13 protein-coding genes are annotated in these 16,022 nt (G+C 56.9%); 2 read left to right on the top strand and 11 right to left on the bottom strand.

Annotated elements, in window-relative coordinates:
* Positions 1–122 precede the first annotated feature (122 nt).
* Positions 123–2,270 carry a formate dehydrogenase subunit alpha gene (gene fdhF / locus ABGB15_RS19530; protein WP_215723599.1) on the bottom strand — a complete coding sequence of 716 codons (2,148 nt, stop codon included), beginning with the start codon at positions 2,268–2,270 and terminating at the stop codon, positions 123–125.
* A gap of 256 nt (positions 2,271–2,526) precedes the next feature.
* Here fdhF and ABGB15_RS19525 point away from each other — a divergent pair, with 256 nt between their 5' ends.
* On the top strand, positions 2,527–3,258 hold the full coding sequence (locus ABGB15_RS19525) for a response regulator (RefSeq protein ID WP_152083125.1): 732 nt from the start codon (positions 2,527–2,529) through the stop codon (positions 3,256–3,258).
* Here the strand turns inward: ABGB15_RS19525 and ABGB15_RS19520 are convergent.
* From ABGB15_RS19520 to ABGB15_RS19495, 6 genes are all read right to left on the bottom strand, one after another.
* A complete protein-coding gene (locus ABGB15_RS19520) occupies positions 3,255–4,259 on the bottom strand; it encodes a carbohydrate kinase family protein (RefSeq protein ID WP_215723600.1) in 1,005 nt (334 codons plus the stop codon). The genes ABGB15_RS19525 and ABGB15_RS19520 overlap by 4 nt on opposite strands.
* On the bottom strand, positions 4,259–5,119 hold the full coding sequence (locus tag ABGB15_RS19515) for a ketose 1,6-bisphosphate aldolase (protein ID WP_215723622.1): 861 nt from the start codon (positions 5,117–5,119) through the stop codon (positions 4,259–4,261). Before ABGB15_RS19515 ends, ABGB15_RS19520 begins: the two co-directional genes overlap by 1 nt.
* Before the next feature lie 10 nt (positions 5,120–5,129).
* Positions 5,130–5,816 carry a D-lyxose/D-mannose family sugar isomerase gene (locus tag ABGB15_RS19510; RefSeq protein WP_215723601.1) on the bottom strand — a complete coding sequence of 229 codons (687 nt, stop codon included), beginning with the start codon at positions 5,814–5,816 and terminating at the stop codon, positions 5,130–5,132.
* Positions 5,817–5,928: 112 nt separating this feature from the next.
* Complete coding sequence (locus ABGB15_RS19505; RefSeq protein ID WP_215723602.1) at positions 5,929–6,870, bottom strand: ABC transporter substrate-binding protein; 942 nt, start codon at positions 6,868–6,870, stop codon at positions 5,929–5,931.
* 30 nt (positions 6,871–6,900) lie between these two features.
* Positions 6,901–7,896, bottom strand: coding sequence for a ribose ABC transporter permease (locus ABGB15_RS19500; RefSeq protein ID WP_152083129.1), 996 nt, complete (start codon positions 7,894–7,896; stop codon positions 6,901–6,903).
* Positions 7,893–9,413 carry a sugar ABC transporter ATP-binding protein gene (locus ABGB15_RS19495; protein ID WP_152083130.1) on the bottom strand — a complete coding sequence of 507 codons (1,521 nt, stop codon included), beginning with the start codon at positions 9,411–9,413 and terminating at the stop codon, positions 7,893–7,895. The genes ABGB15_RS19500 and ABGB15_RS19495 overlap by 4 nt, the downstream gene beginning before the upstream one ends.
* Before the next feature lie 181 nt (positions 9,414–9,594).
* Here ABGB15_RS19495 and ABGB15_RS19490 point away from each other — a divergent pair, with 181 nt between their 5' ends.
* Entirely contained in the window at positions 9,595–11,871 is a 2,277-nt protein-coding gene (locus tag ABGB15_RS19490) for an ATP-binding protein (protein WP_215723603.1), read from the top strand.
* On the opposite strand, the gene alsK is transcribed toward ABGB15_RS19490, so the two are convergent.
* The 4 genes from alsK to alsA are packed head-to-tail and all read right to left on the bottom strand — an operon-like array spanning position 11,825 to position 15,950.
* Positions 11,825–12,769: an allose kinase gene (alsK, locus tag ABGB15_RS19485; RefSeq protein WP_215723604.1), complete on the bottom strand. Its 945-nt coding sequence runs from the start codon at positions 12,767–12,769 to the stop codon at positions 11,825–11,827. The two genes, ABGB15_RS19490 and alsK, sit on opposite strands and share 47 nt — an antisense overlap.
* Positions 12,753–13,448, bottom strand: a complete 696-nt coding sequence (alsE, locus tag ABGB15_RS19480) for a D-allulose 6-phosphate 3-epimerase (protein WP_152083133.1) — start codon at positions 13,446–13,448, stop codon at positions 12,753–12,755. Before alsE ends, alsK begins: the two co-directional genes overlap by 17 nt.
* 10 nt (positions 13,449–13,458) lie before the next feature.
* Positions 13,459–14,439, bottom strand: a complete 981-nt coding sequence (gene alsC, locus ABGB15_RS19475) for a D-allose ABC transporter permease (protein ID WP_152083134.1) — start codon at positions 14,437–14,439, stop codon at positions 13,459–13,461.
* Complete coding sequence (gene alsA / locus ABGB15_RS19470; RefSeq protein WP_152083135.1) at positions 14,418–15,950, bottom strand: D-allose ABC transporter ATP-binding protein AlsA; 1,533 nt, start codon at positions 15,948–15,950, stop codon at positions 14,418–14,420. Before alsA ends, alsC begins: the two co-directional genes overlap by 22 nt.
* Between the last annotated feature and the right edge of the window lie 72 nt (positions 15,951–16,022).

Below are 16,022 nucleotides of genomic sequence, written 5' to 3'. Positions count from 1 at the left end.
GTAAATTACATTATTTCTGCGAGCCGCTTTCCAGAATAACAATTGATATTTTTAATGTTTTAAGCGGAAATAAAAAGGGAGCGAATATATCACTCCCTTTATTCACTGATTAATTAACGGCTTCAACCCATAGCGCTCTCACGCAGGCGGGCTTTCAGCTTGTTATATTCATCGATCACATACTGTTCCGCAGCGTGCTGATCGGCAATCGGCTCGACGTTTACGGCGCAGTATTTGTACTCCGGCGTTTTGGTTATCGGGCTTAAATTCTCCGTCACCAGCTCGTTACAGGCACCAATCCACCACTGGTAGGTCATATAGACCGCCCCTTTGTTCGGACGATCGCTGACCTGCGCACGGGTGATGATCCGGCCCTTACGCGAGTTCACCCACACCAGCGCTTCATCCTCAATGCCAAGACGTTCTGCGTCGGCGGTGTTGATTTGCGCGTAGCCTGGTTCATCTGCCAGCGCCGCCAGCGCCGCGCAGTTACCGGTCATCGAACGGCAGGAGTAGTGACCCACTTCACGCACGGTGGAGAGCACCATCGGATACTCGTCGGTGAGTTTGTCGATCGGCGCGACCCAGTCGCAGGTGAAGAACTGCGCCAGCCCGTTCGGGGTGTCGAATCTCTCTTTAAAGAGGTATGACGTGCCCTGATCGGCACCGGACTCATCGCGGCACGGCCACTGGATATACCCCAGTTCCCCCATTTTTTCATAGGTTGCGCCGTAAAAGTCCGGGCACAGATGCCGCAACTCGTCCCAGATCTCCTGGGTGTTGTTGTAGTGCATTGGGTAGCCCATGCGGGTGGCGATTTCACTGATGATCTGCCAGTCCGTTTTCAGATCCCACTTCGGCTCGACCGCTTTGAAGAAGCGCTGGAAGCCGCGATCTGCCGCCGTGTAGACACCTTCGTGCTCGCCCCATGATGTCGACGGTAAAATCACATCCGCCGCCGCTGCGGTTTTGGTCATGAAGATATCCTGCACAATCACCAGTTCCAGATCTTCAAACCCTTTGCGCACCGCAGACAGCTCGGCGTCGGTCTGGAGCGGATCTTCACCCATGATGTAGGCCGCCCGTACTTCACCGTGCGCCGCACGGTGCGGCAGCTCGCTGATGCGATACCCGGTGTGTTCCGGCAGGCTCTCCACGCCCCAGGCCTTCGCAAACTTCTCGCGGTTTTCCGGGAATTTGACGTACTGATAGCCCGGATAGGTGTCCGGTAGCGCACCCATATCGCAGGCACCCTGCACGTTGTTCTGGCCACGCACCGGGTTCACACCCACATGCGCCTTGCCCAGATTTCCGGTCAGCATGGCGAGGCTGGTGAGCGAGCGCACGGTTTCCACACCCTGGTAGAACTGGGTCACGCCCATGCCCCACAGGATGGCGGCGGTTTTCGCCCCGGCATACATCCGTGCCGCCTGGCGGATCTCCTGCGCGCTCACGCCGGTAATCGCTTCAACGGATTCAGGCGTATAGCCCTCGACAATTTTCCGATACTCGTCAAAGCCTTCCGTGCGGGCGGCGACAAATGCCTGGTCGTACAGGTTCTCTTCGATAATGACGTGCCCCATCGCATTCAACAGCGCGATGTTCGAGCCGTTTTTCAATGCAATGTGCATATCCGCAATGCGCGCGGTTTCGATTTTGCGCGGATCGCAGACGATGATTTTCGCCCCGTTGCGTTTCGCGTTAATCACGTGATTCGCGACGATAGGGTGTGAATCCGCCGGGTTATAGCCGAATATAAAGACGAGATCGGTATTATCTATCTCGTTGATGGCATTACTCATTGCGCCGTTACCGACCGACTGGTGCAGACCTGCAACCGATGGGCCGTGTCAGACGCGAGCGCAGCAGTCGACGTTATTGGTCCCAATAACGGCGCGCGCGAATTTTTGCATCACATAGTTGGTTTCGTTTCCCGTCCCGCGTGAGGAACCGGTCGTCTGAATCGCATCCGGGCCATATTTGGCTTTGATGGCGCTCAGGCGCGTGGCGACGTAATCCAGTGCCTCGTTCCAGGAGACGGATTCCAGTTTTCCTCCGCGCTCGCGGCGGATCATAGGGGTTTTCAGGCGAGGAGTGAGGATTTGGGTATCGTTAATAAAATCCCAGCCGTAGTACCCTTTCAGGCACAGCGTACCCTGGTTGGTTTTCCCCTGTGCTGCCTCCGCCCGGACGATTTTGCCGTTATCGACCACCAGGTGGATCTTGCAACCTGAGGCACAATAAGGGCAAACCGTGACGACTTTTTTCATCAGTCTGCTCCAGTTAATAAACGCTTTCGCACCCACTATGCAGCTTCTATGCCATATTTTTAGTGTGGGTATATCCAGACTTTACGGCCGATATGCGCTCAAAACCCTGACGAAAAGCAGACAATCGTCAAAATTGACGTGTCGAAAGGGCAGTGGATGTGACATGGGTTGAAATTCCGTTACGTAAAAACCACTTTGGCTGGAGCCGACGGCAGAATGGTTCAGACTTAACATAATCCCCTGACGGAAGCATGCGATGAAACCGGCGATTCTGGTGGTTGATGACGATACCGCAGTCTGCGAACTGCTGAAGGATGTGCTCAACGAGCACGTCTTTACTGTGCTCGTCTGCCATAACGGTCAGGATGCCCTGAACCTGGTTCAGCAGGAACCGGGTATCGCTCTGGTACTGCTGGACATGATGCTGCCGGATATCAACGGGCTACAGATATTGCTGCAGGTGCAACGACAACGTCCGGAACTGCCGGTGGTGATGCTGACAGGGCTGGGAAGTGAATCAGACGTGGTCGTGGGGCTGGAGATGGGGGCCGACGACTATATCGGCAAGCCGTTCAACCCGCGCGTGGTGGTTGCTCGCGTCAAAGCCGTGCTGCGTCGCACCGGAGCGCTGGCGGCGGAAATAACCGCGCCACGCGTGGCGGGTATTGCTTTTAACGGCTGGACGCTGGATACCACCCGCTGTGAGCTGAGCGATCCGCAGCGTAACACCGTGCCGTTAACGCAGGGCGAGTACGGGTTGCTGCTGGCGCTGACGCAAAACGCCCGCCGGGTACTGAGCCGCGAGCAGCTTCTGGAACTGACCCACAGTGAAAGTGCTGAAGTGTTTGACCGCACCATTGATGTGTTGATCATGCGCCTGCGCCGAAAAATCGAGGCGAATCCGCACCAGCCCGCGCTGATTAAGACTATACGTGGGCTTGGATACGTTTTTGCCACCGATGTCTCTCACAGCGACAAGGCTGCCTAAATATTCTCTTTGATAAAAAGCTGCAGCTCTGCCAGCGTTTTCGCGCCATCAATGGCATTGGCGGCCAGCAGGCTTGCCCGCGCACAGGCGTGCGCCAGATAAATGCTCTCCGCCAGCGGCAGTGATTCATGGCAGCCGTATAAAAACCCCGCGCAAAACGCATCACCCGCGCCGACGCTGCCGATAATCTCCTCCTGCTCCAGCATCCAGGAAGGAAGCCAGCGGCCTTCTTCACCTGGCGCTTCGCCCCATGCACCTTCCGGGCAGTGGATCACCACGCGCTGCCGGACGCCCGCCGCCAGCAGCTGTGAGGCGGCTTCAGCGATATGGGGGATGTGCGGGGCATCGTTGCTGTCGCGCATCTCCAGCCCGCTAAACTCCCCGGCTTCCAGTTCATTAATCACCAGATAATCGAGATGACGCAGGGCAGGGAGCACCAGCGGCTGATAGCGTGGATCGCCCTTGCGGGAGACCAGATCGAGCGAGGTTTCGTATCCCTGGTCGCGCATCTGCGCCAGTAACCGCGCGCTGCGCGTGCCGAATTCATCGTCCGGCATATCCAGGCTGTCGAGCAGCAGCAGGTAGCCTAAATGGAAGATCTTCATCGCGCCGTCGAGTCGGTCAAAGGCAGGGAGATCCAGCAGGCGGTTGGCTCCCGGAGAGTGAAAGAAGGTGCGCTGTCCGCTCGGGTCGGTCATCACCTGCGACATGGAGGTTGGCGCAAAGGTGGTGCGCTGCACGCGCTGACGGTTGACGTGGTATTGATCGAGCATCGCCAGAATGTAATCCCCGTCGCCATCTTCACCAATCAACCCCACCGCCTGCAGCGGCAGGCCGACGTGCATTTTCGCCAGCGTTAGCAGAACGTTCAGCGGTGCGCCGCCGGTAGAGCGTTCGCTGTGGGTGATTTCCGCCAGCCAGCCGCGCTCCGGCCATTGCACAATCTGGTGGACGTGATCCACCAGCATGTTGCCTGCGGCGATGATCCCTTTGCGTTCCATTATGCCTGCCCCGCGCTGCCAAAAATGCGCATCTGTTCGGCGACCGTATCGGTAATGGCCTCTTCTATACCTAGCAACAGTTCAGCAAACTCATCGTAGAGCGGCTGGCGGTTCGCCATGCGCTGTTCAACGGCAGTGAGCGCGGCCTGCGACATGCCGGTATAGAAGTTGATTTTATGAATGCCCAGCTCGATGGCACGGCGGAAATCGGCATCGCTAATGCCGGAGCCACCGTGTAACACCAGCGGTAGCCCCGTCTGCTGGCGAATGGCATCCAGGCGTGGGAAATCCAGCTTTGGCTCGCCTTTGTATTTGCCGTGTGCATTGCCAATAGCAACCGCCAGCGCGTCAATGCCAGTTAAATCGACAAACTCGCGCGCCAGTTGTGGGTCGGTAAAGAACGCTTCATCCGCATGCCCATACAGCGCGCCGCCTTCGTCACCGCCAACCGCGCCCAGCTCCGCCTCCACCGACACGCCCACCGCGTGGCACATCTTCACCACTTCCCGCGTCTGGCGAACGTTTTCCTCATAGCTCAACGCGGAACCATCGAACATCACGGAGCTGAATCCTAAACGCAGGGCGCGCACTACCGCTTCAAAGTGCAGCCCGTGATCGAGATTCAGCACCACGGGAATAGCGTGACGGGCGGCTTCGAACTTGACCGCTTCGACAAGCGAATCCAGCGACACGTACTTAAAATGCACTTCGGCAATATTGATGATAAACGGCGAGCGTTCCTGCTTCGCGGCGGCAAACAGCGCGCGCAGGAAATGGGAGTCGAGCACATTAAACGCACCCAGCGCATAGCGATGCTCCCTGGCGTGCGCAAGACCATCGGCAAGAGAAATCAGTGGCATCATTCACTCCTTATATCCGAAACAGGTTGTACTCGTTGCACAACACCAGCACCGCCGGTTCGTCTTCTTCAATGTTGTTATAGCGGGCGATGGGCTGCAAAAAGTGGTTGTCGTGTTCGTCGTCGTTAACGGATGAGACTTCGCCCACCAGCACGTCGCCAAAGCCGCGTTCTCCCCAGAAACTATGGTACAGGCCGGGCGTCAGGCAGATGCTTTCCCCTGGTGTGAGGCGCAGTTGGCTGCCGGGTGCGTGGGTCTGACGGCAGCCGTCGATCGTGACCGTCACGTCAGTGTTCTCGGTCTCTTCATGCGCGCCGGCATTCCATAACTCAATGATGAGGTTTCCACCGCCACGGTTGATGATGTCTTCCCGTTTACGCCAGTGAAAATGCATCGGCGTCACCTGGCCGTCGCGCACGTGCATGATTTTTTCGGCATAGCACTTTTCATAGGGCACGCCGTTGGGGGAGCCGTTGCGCAGGGTAAACAGCGTCAGGCCCTCTGCAGCGAAGTTGTTGCCACCAAATGCCGTCACGTCCCAGCCGAGCCTGAGGTCGAACACTTCCTGCCATGCGGCCGGGTTAAGCTGCTGCCATTGTGTTGGCGGAAAGCTGGCAAACGGCGGGAGATGCACATCGTGCATGGAAAAGAATTGCCGCGTGTGGCCGAGGATTTCGTTAATTTCGGAGCGTTTCATGGGGACTCCTTCGATTATGTGCAAAATGTACCCCTCACCCCAGCCCTCTCCCCAAAGAGGAGAGGGTGTAATCGTTCCCTCTCCCCTTTGGGGAGAGGGTTAGGGTGAGGGATTACTTAACCGTCCACCCCTTATATGATCCGACGTTCTTTTTATCGATCATCGTCACCGGGATCAGCACAGGCTCTTTCGGTGCAGGTTTGCCCTGGAGAATGTCATAGCCAATCTCCACCGCTTTTGCCGCCATCACCTGCGGATCTTGCGCCGGGGTCGCCACAAACAGGGAGTTTTCCCGCTTCAGCGCTTCTTCACCATCCGGGGAACCATCCACGCCAACGATAAAGAACTCATTACGTTGCGCCTGTTTCGCTGCCAGATCGGCACCGATCGCCGTCGGGTCGTTAATCGCGAACACGCCGTCGATCTTCGGATTCGCCGCCAGCAGGGAGGTCATCACTTCCAGACCGCCTTCACGGCTGCCTTTGGCGTTCTGGTTGTCCGAGAGCACTTTGATATCCGGGTGGCGTTTGAACTCAGTCTGACAGCCTTCCACGCGGTTTTGAACCGCAGAGACCGGCGGTCCGTTGATGATCACCACGTTGCCTTTGCCGTTCAGGCGGTCGGTAATGTACTTACAGGCCATCTCGCCTGCCTGGGTGTTATCGGAGGTGATGGTCGCATCGGCCCCTTCCGCCGCCACGTCAACCGCAACGACGACGATCCCCGCCTCTTTCGCGCGTTTCACCGCCGGGCCGATCCCTTTGGAATCTGCCGCGTTGAGGATGATCATGTCGACTTTAGCGGCAATAAAGTTGTCGATCTGCGCCACCTGTTGACCCAGATCGTAACCGCTGGAGACCAGCGTCACCTTGACGTTATCGCCCGCCAGCTTGCGCGCTTCCAGCTCGGCACCTTTGGTGATCTGCACGAAGAACGGGTTAGCCAGGTCACCCACCGTCACGCCGATGGATTTCAGATCTTTTGCCTGCGCAAACGGTGTTGCGGCCAGCAGCGCGCCAGCACAGAGCGCGGTCACTAAGGGTTTCAAACGCATCTTCTCTTCCTCGCTTGTAGGGTTTTGTTGTTATGCACTTTGGTGGTGTCGGGTACGGTATTTGTCGATCAGCACCGCTATGATGATCACCGCCCCTTTGATCACCAGTTGCCAGAAGTAGGAGACGCCCATCAGCGTCATACCGTTGTTAAGGGTGGCGATGATCAATGCGCCGACCAGCGTGCCGGTGATCGTGCCGATCCCGCCGACGAAGCTGGTGCCGCCGAGGATCACCGCCGCAATCGCATCCAGCTCATAACCCATGCCTAAATTGCCGTTGGCACTGTAGAGACGCGAGGCGCTCATCACGCCGCCTAAGCCTGAGAGCAGGCCGCTCATGCCATACACAAACAACAGCACCAGCCAGACCTTGATGCCGGTTAAGCGTGCCGCCTGCATGTTGCCGCCGACCGCGTAGATATGAACGCCCAGCGTGGTGCGGCGCAGAATGAACCAACAAATCACGATCACCGCAAGGGCGATCACCACCAGCCACGGCACGGGGCCGAGATAGTTATTGCCGATCCACTCGAAGCTGATACTGGAGTTGATCACCGTGGTCCCGTCTGCCAGCAGATACGCAGCGCCGCGCAGCGCCGTATAGGTGCCGAGGGTGACGATAAACGGCGGCAGCCCGGCAAAGGCCACCAGCGCGCCATTGAACAGCCCCAGCACCATGCCGAGCATCAGCGCGGCCGGGATGGAAAGCATGGCGAATTCCGGGATAAGCGACACCACCATTGCCGCCACCGCCGTGGTACCCAGAATCGAGCCCACGGAGAGGTCAATCCCGCCGGTTAAAATGATGAAGGTCATCCCCGCCGCCAGCACGATGTTGATCGACGCCTGACGGGTAATGTTGAGCAGATTGCTCTCGGTGAAGAAGTTAGGGGCGATAAAGCCAAATACGGCCACAATCAGGATCAAAATCGGTAAAATGCCGACCGTTTGCATCAGATCGCTCATCAGCATTTTTTTGGCGGAGGCGGATTTCGCCACCTGCTGCGGATGGGTTGGAGTTGTCATGATTGCACCGCCTGATGATGAGTGTCGTTCACGCCGGTTGCCAGCGTCATAATGTTTTCCTGAGAGATGTCGCGCCCGTGCAGTTCGCCCGCGATGCTGCCTTCCCGCATCACGTACACCCGGTCGCTCATGCCCACCACTTCCGGCAGTTCGCTGGAGATCATCAAAATCGCCACGCCTTTGCGCGCCATCTGGTTCATGATGCGGTAGATCTCGCTTTTCGCGCCAACGTCTACGCCGCGCGTAGGTTCGTCCAGAATCAGAATGCGCGGGCCGATCGCCACCCAGCGGGAGATCAGCAATTTTTGCTGGTTGCCGCCGGAGAGTCCGCCCGCGCGCACCTGAGAATGCGGCACGCGAATGTTGAGCAGGGCGATGGCGTCATCGGAAATCGACTGCGCTTTTTTACGGTTAAGCATGCCGAAGGTGGCGTCGCGCTCCAGCGTCGCCATGGTGATGTTCTCCTGCGCCGCCAGCTCCAGAAACAGCCCCTGCTCCTTGCGGTTCTCGGTGAGAAAACCGATGCCGTTTTCGATGGCCGCGCGCGGGGAGTGGATCACCACCGGTTCGCCGTCGACCTCGATCATGCCGCCGGTGGCTTTGCGCACGCCGAAGATCAGTTGCGCCAGTTCGGAGCGCCCGGCCCCGACCAGCCCCGCCAGTCCGACGATTTCGCCGGAACGCACCTGCAAACTGCAGGGCAGCACTTTTTTACCATCGGTGAGGTGATGCACATTGAGGCGCGGGCTGCCGAGCGGGATATCACGCTCTTTGTTGAACAGGTCGCTGAGCGGTCGACCAACCATCATGCGCACCAGCTCTGACGCGTTCAGTTTGTCGCGCGTCAGGCTGCCGACGTATTGCCCGTCGCGCAGAACGCTGACGCGGTCAGAAAGTTCATAGACTTCAGCCATGCGGTGGCTGATGTAGATAATCGCCATGCCTTCATCGCGCAGGCGCAAAATCAGTTCGAACAGACGATGCGTTTCCCGCGAGGAGAGGGCGGCGGTGGGTTCATCCATCACCAGAATGCGGCTGTTGCGGTGCAGCGCGCGGGCGATTTCCACCTGCTGCTGCTCGGCGATGGTCAGCTTCATCACCAGATCGGTGGCGTTAAACTGCGCGCCGAGGCGGTCGATTACCGCCTGCGCCTGGGCGGCCATCTCTTTGCGCTGCACCAGCCCGCCGCGCGACAGCTCACTGCCGAGGAAGATATTTTCGGCGACGGTCAGATTGGGCGCGAGCTGCATCTCCTGATAAATCAAAGTAATGCCTGCGGCCAGGGCGTCTTTTGGCCCTCTGATATGAAACGGCTGGCCGTCGATCAGGATTTCGCCCCCGGTGGCGGTATAGGCCCCCGCGAGGATCTTCATCAGCGTGCTTTTTCCCGCGCCGTTTTCCCCCATCAGCGCGTGGATCTCACCGGGGAAGACCGTCAAATCCACACCCTTGAGCGCGTGGAAATTGCCAAACGTTTTGGCAATGCTGCGCATCTCTAATACCGGGGTTCTGCTCATGGCGGATCTCCTGTGAATGTCGATATCTGCACTTCATCACAGGTGCGTAAATGCAAAATGTCAGAAGCCGTTCATATTTGTCATAGTTATGAATAGTTAATCGCCGTCACATTTCTCTTTTCCCTCTCCCACCGGGAGAGGGCCAGGGTGAGGGCACCGAACCGCAGAGGAGCCCGAATACATGTCCCCACGTCCCCCGTTCTTCGCCAGCGCCCGAGGCCGCCTGCTGATTTTCAATCTGCTGGTGGTCGCCGTAACGCTGATGGTGAGCGGCGTGGCGGTGCTCGGCTTTCGCCATGCCAGCCAGATTCAGGAGCAGGTGCAGCAGCAAACGCTGGATGACATGACCGGCAGCATGAACCTTGCGCGTGACACGGCGAACGTGGCGACGGCGGCGGTGCGGCTTTCTCAGGTCGTGGGGGCGCTGGAGTACAAAGGCGAAGCGGACAGGCTGAAACAGTCTCAAACGGCACTGCGGCATTCGCTGGAGCAGCTTGCCGATGCGCCTCTGGCACAGCAGGAACCGGCGCTGGTGGCGAGAATTATTCGTCGCAGTAATGAATTACAGCAAAGCGTGACAGGGATGCTGGAGCGCGGGCAGCGACGCCACCTGGAGCGTAACGCGCTGCTCAGTTCGCTCTACCAGAGCCAGAGCTATCTGCGCCATCTGCAGGATCTCAACCGTCGTTACGGCAGCAACGTGCCGGATGCGCGGCAGCTTATGGAAATGGATCGACTGATCGTTGCCGCTATCGGAACCCCTTCGCCGCGCGCTACGGTGCAGCAACTGGATGCGGTGACGGCGACGTTGCCCCGCCGTGCGACGCAACCGGTGGTGGATTTTGTGCTGCCCGACTTTAACGACGAGTTGCGCAAACTCGCTCCGCTGTCGAAGCAGCTGGAAGAGAGCGATCTCTCTATCAGCTGGTATATGTTTCACATCAAAGCGCTGGTGGCGATACTCAACAGCGATATCAATCAGTACGTGGAACAGGTAGCGCGGGCCTCCACGTTGCGTACTGACCAGAGTCATCAGGAACTGCGCTCGATCAGCGTGTTTATCAGCGTGTTCGCGGTGCTGGCGCTGATCATCACCGGCTGCGCCTGCTGGTATATCTACCGCAACCTTGGCTCCAACCTGACGGCCATTTCACGCGCGATGTCGCGGCTGGCTCACGGGGAGCCGGATGTGTCGGTGCCCGCATTGCAGCGGCGCGACGAGCTGGGTGAACTGGCGCGCGCGTTTAACGTTTTTGCCCGCAATACCGCATCGCTTGAGCACACCACGCGGCTGCTGAAAGAAAAGACTTCGCAGATGGAGATTGACCGCATCGAGCGTCAGGGGCTGGAAGAGGCGCTGTTACATAGCCAGAAGATGAAGGCCGTCGGGCAACTGACGGGCGGGCTGGCGCATGATTTCAACAACCTGCTGGCGGTGATTATCGGCAGCCTGGAACTGACCGATCCGGACTCCCCGGATGCGCCGCGCATCACCCGCGCGCTGAAAGCGGCTGAGCGCGGAGCCATGTTGACCCAGCGTCTGCTGGCCTTCTCCCGTAAGCAGTCTCTGCATCCGCATGCGGTGGAGCTGAAACCGCTGCTGGAAAATCTCAGCGAGCTGATGCGCCATTCCTTACCTGCCACCATCACGCTGGAAATTGAAGCGCAATCTCCCGCATGGCCTGCGTGGATTGACGTCAGCCAGCTGGAAAACGCCATTATTAACCTGGTGATGAATGCCCGCGACGCGATGGAAGGGCAGGCTGGCGTGATAAAGATCCGCACCTGGAACCAGCGCGTGACCCGCAGTGACGGACGCCGGGAGGATATGGTGGCGCTGGAGGTTATCGATCACGGAAGCGGGATGTCACAGGAGGTGAAATCGCAGGTTTTTGAGCCGTTCTTCACCACCAAGCAGACCGGGAGTGGGAGCGGGTTAGGGCTGTCGATGGTGTATGGTTTTGTGCGCCAGTCAGGTGGACGCGTTGAGATCGAAAGTGCGCCGGGCCAGGGTACAACGGTGCGCCTCCAGTTGCCACGTTCGGCGCTTTCGGTTGTTCCTCATGATGAAACGCTGGCGACGACGGCAACTGTTGAAAGCGAGCAACTGGTGCTGGTGCTGGAAGATGAAGCTGATGTTCGCCAGACCCTGTGCGAGCAACTTCATCAGCTTGGTTACCTCACGCTTGAAGCGGAAAGCGGCGAGCAGGCGCTGAAGATGCTGGAGATATCACCAGACATTGGCATGTTTATCAGCGACTTAATGCTGCCGGGAAGCCTGAGCGGTGCCGAAGTGATTCACCAGGTGCGCAGCCATTATCCGCAGCTACCGGTGCTGCTGATCAGCGGGCAGGATCTCCGTCCGGCGAATAACCCACAGCTACCGGACGTGGAGCTGCTGCGTAAGCCGTTTACCCGTGTACAGCTGGCGCAGGCGCTGCGCAAGGTGATGACATAAACTGACAGCGCGCCAGTGTCGCCGCGCCCTGTGCGCCGTTAAAGGCTGATGACGATGCGGTGATAAAGCGCACAGCTTCATACGGCAGCGGACGCCGCAGATGCTGTTTTATCCCGGCAATCAGCGTTTCGCGCGGGAAGGCGTCCATGTCCATCACCCCACCGCCAAGGATCACTGCGTCCGGGTCGAACAGATTGATGCTGGTGGCGATAGCGCGAGCTGCATGAGCCAGCAGTTGCTGCACAAAGGGTTCATCACGCGCGGCGGTGAAAATTTCACCAATCGCATACTCACGCGGCTGCTGTTCATACCATCGTTTCAGCGCGATGCCGGAGCAGACGGTTTCCAGACATCCCGTGTTGCCACAGCCGCAATGGCGGGTCATATCGCCTTGTGGAATGTGCCCGAGTTCGCCTGCTACGCCATGAGCGCCGGTCCAGGGGGCACCGTTCAGCCAGATGGCAAATCCCATACCCGTACCGAGATAAGCCGCCAGCACCTGTTGCTGCTGCAGGTTGTGCAGCACGACGTCAAACGAGAGCTGCAGGTTAACATCGCGGGAAAACTCTACCGGGCAGCTCAGCGCATCTTCCAGCTTACCTGCCAGGTCGAACAGTTCCGTTGCCTGAAGCGGCAGATTTGGCGTAGAGATAATGGTGCGTTTATCTTTGCCCACGAGCGCCGGGAAGCCCATCATCAGACCGCGACAGCGAACCTGAAAATGCTGCAACTGCGCGTTAATCATTTCCGTGACGCCAATGACCACGCCAGAGCTGATGACCTCTGACGTTCGTTGTTTCTCGCAGTGGATCACAGTGCCATCGCCTGTTTGCAGGCAAAAACGGATATGGGTTGCCCCCATATCCACTCCGGCGACAACATCAGGCTGTTTTTGCATGAGGAACGCCCTCGTTTCTTGCCGACAGGATCTGTCCGGCCATCAATTGCCATGCATCACTGATATTTTCTGCATGGTTAAACAGGCCGGATGTCCCGACGATAAAGACGTCTGCCCCGGCGGCCATCAGTTTTTTATACGTAGCCTGATTGCAGGAGCCGTCGATCTCAATCTCATAGCTCAACCCTTCGCGTTCGCGCCAGGCTTTCAGTTCCGCAATTTTATCCAGCATTTCCGGGATGAACGGCTGACCAGCAAAGCCGGGATCGACGGTCATAACGGTAATTTTGTCTGCCTTGTGAATATAGTATTTCATTGCCTCAACCGGGGTTTCTGGATTGAGGATCAGCCCGACTTTCATGCCATGACGGCGAATTTCATCTATCAGGCGAAAGGCCTGGCCGTTGATCGTTTCGGGGTGCAGGGTGATGAAATCCGCTCCAGCCTGTGCCAACTGGCTAATGTAATCCTGCGGACGTGTCACCATCAGATGGCAGTCCAGCGGTTTGGTGGCGAGCTTCTTCACCTGGCCGACAAAGAATGGCGACAGCGTCAGGTTTGGCACAAAATGGCCGTCCATGATGTCGATATGGAAGTAGTCCGCGTGCTGGTCAATGAATTCAATCTGTTCTTTGAATTTCAGTAGATCCATACACATCAGGGAGGGTGATATTTTCATTGTGAATTCCTTACTTACTGATCAATCTATCGAGGGCGACAGCGGCAATAATCAACCCGCCCATCACCACCAGCTGGTAATAGGTTTGAACCTGTAAAATGTTGAGCCCGTTATTGATGGTGCCGATGATGAGACCGCCAATCACGACTGAGAAGATGCGACCTTTGCCACCGAAGAAGCTGGTGCCGCCAATGATGGCACTGGCGATGGCGTAGGTTTCAAACCCCATCCCGGCTAACGGCTCTGCAGCACCCAGACGTGCGGTGGAGACCACGCCCGCCAGCCCGGCACACACACCAGAAATGATAAAGACCACCAGCATGTGAAACTTCACGTCGATACCGGAGTAGAACGCCGAGTTTTTATTGCCTCCCAGCGCGTAGATGTTGCGTCCCAGCCGCATGCGGGTTGTGAGGAACCAGAGGATCACGGCCACTATGAGCGAGAAAATGACCGGTACGGGAACACCTAACACGCTGGCGGCAAAGAAGTTCACAAAGTCAAATGAGAAGCCGTACACCGAGTTAGCATCGGAGATCACCAGCGTAATGCCACGGAAAATGGCGTTGGTGCCAAGGGTGATAATAAATGGATGCAGCCCGGTCCAGTTCACAAGACAGCCGTTAATCGCCCCCAGTGCGCCGCCGACCAGCACGCCGCCAATCAGAGCCGCGAGGAACGGATCGACGCCAGCCAGCATCAGCTTTGCTGTCACCATACCGGAAAGCGCAAGGATAGCCCCGACGGAGAGGTCAATACCTGCGACCAGGATGGCAAAGAATTCGCCCATTCCAATCAGCACCGTCACTGAACTTTGCACAAAAATCTGCGTGATATTATTGGTGGTCAGAAAGTATTCCGACGACAGCGTGCCAAAGATGGCAACGATGATCGCGAGGATGAAAAAAGTGCCGTACTTGTCCCAGAACAGCGCGAAATTAAACGGCTTTTTCTCATCCATATTGCCTTTCACTCTTGTGGTAATGCCCATGCCATGATCTCCTCTTCGCCCATGTCGTCGCGATTGGTCAGGATTTGCGTCAGTCGCCCTTCGCAGAACACGGCGATGCGGTCGCAGACGGCGATAATTTCAGGTAGCTCGGATGACACCATCAGGATGACCTTGCCTTCGTCAGCCAACTGGCGCATCACCTTGTAGATTTCGGCCTTGGCACCGACGTCAATGCCGCGGGTGGGCTCATCAAAAATGATGACGTCCGGGTTGCAGCATAACCATTTGGAAATCAGTACCTTTTGCTGATTACCGCCGGAGAGTTCGGTGATGTTCTGTTCAACGTTATGGCATTTCAGCCCCAGCAACTGGCGCTGTACTTCGGCAGTTTTTTGCTCCTCGCTTTCGCGAAACAGCCCCATTGCTCCCTTGTAGCCGCCATTTTTCAGGCTGTGGCTCACTGCCATATTCTGGGCGATAGAAAAATTGGGGAAAAAGCCGTTTTCCCGGCGGCTTTCGGTGATGTAGGCCATTCCTTTTTTCAGGGCATCCAGCGGTGAACGAGGGGAGATGGTTTTGCCATTGAGGCGTATTTCGCCGCTCGCGCGTTTATCCACGCCGAACAGGCAGTTCATGAGTTCGGTCCGGCCGGAGCCGACTAACCCTGCGAAACCGAGGATTTCGCCGCGATTCACGCTAAACGAGATATCACGCACTTTTTTCTTATCGCGGCTGGTGACGTTTTTCACTTCAAAAACGGTGTCGCGTTCGATGTTGCCGGTGCTCTCTTTCATCGCATTAAAGCGGTTTTGCAGCTCGCGACCGACCATCAGACGCACAATGTCATCGTTTGTCACATCGCTGACCATGCCGCTGCAGACGCTGCTGCCGTCTTTCATCACCGTGTAGCGATCGCAAATCCGACGAATTTCTGCCAGCTTATGCGAGATATACACAATGGCGGTGCCTTCTTTTCGCAACTGATTCATGATCAGAAACAGATAGTCCACCTCTTTATTGGTTAAGGAAGAGGTGGGTTCATCCATGATGATCACTCTGGCGTTGAGCATTAAGGTTTTGGCAATTTCCAGCATCTGTTTGTGGCTGATGGATAAATTCGCTACCTTTTCATCTAAATCGACTTTTAATCCGACGCGTAAGAGCATCATTGCGCCGCGAATGCGCATCTCTTTCCAGTCGATAATTGTGACGCCGCAGACCTTTTTCGTCAGATGTCGGCCAATATATAAATTCTCCAGCACCGTTAATTCATCAATGACGCTGAGTTCCTGATAAATAATTCCGATGCCCAGCTGGGCGGCTAGTTTATGATCGAGTTTATCGTAATGGGTTTCATTAATCGTAATAGTGCCTTTGGTCGGTTCATGTATTCCCGACAATACTTTCATTAAGGTTGATTTACCGGCACCGTTTTCCCCTAATAATGCGTGGATCTCGTGAGGAAATATCGTTAAATCAACCGATTTTAATGCGTGAACCGGACCAAAGGATTTGCCGATCCCCGCCATCGAAATATATGGCGTGACCATGTTTACTCCTTATTTTTTCACCCTCTCCCTGCGGGAGAGGGGTGGGGTAAGGGCATCAATCCGCACAAAGTC

The sequence above is a fragment of the Enterobacter sp. MALB-1 genome (assembly GCF_041021625.1).
Lineage (GTDB): Bacteria > Pseudomonadota > Gammaproteobacteria > Enterobacterales > Enterobacteriaceae > Enterobacter > Enterobacter oligotrophicus.
This window is presented reverse-complemented; position numbering and strand designations above follow the sequence as displayed.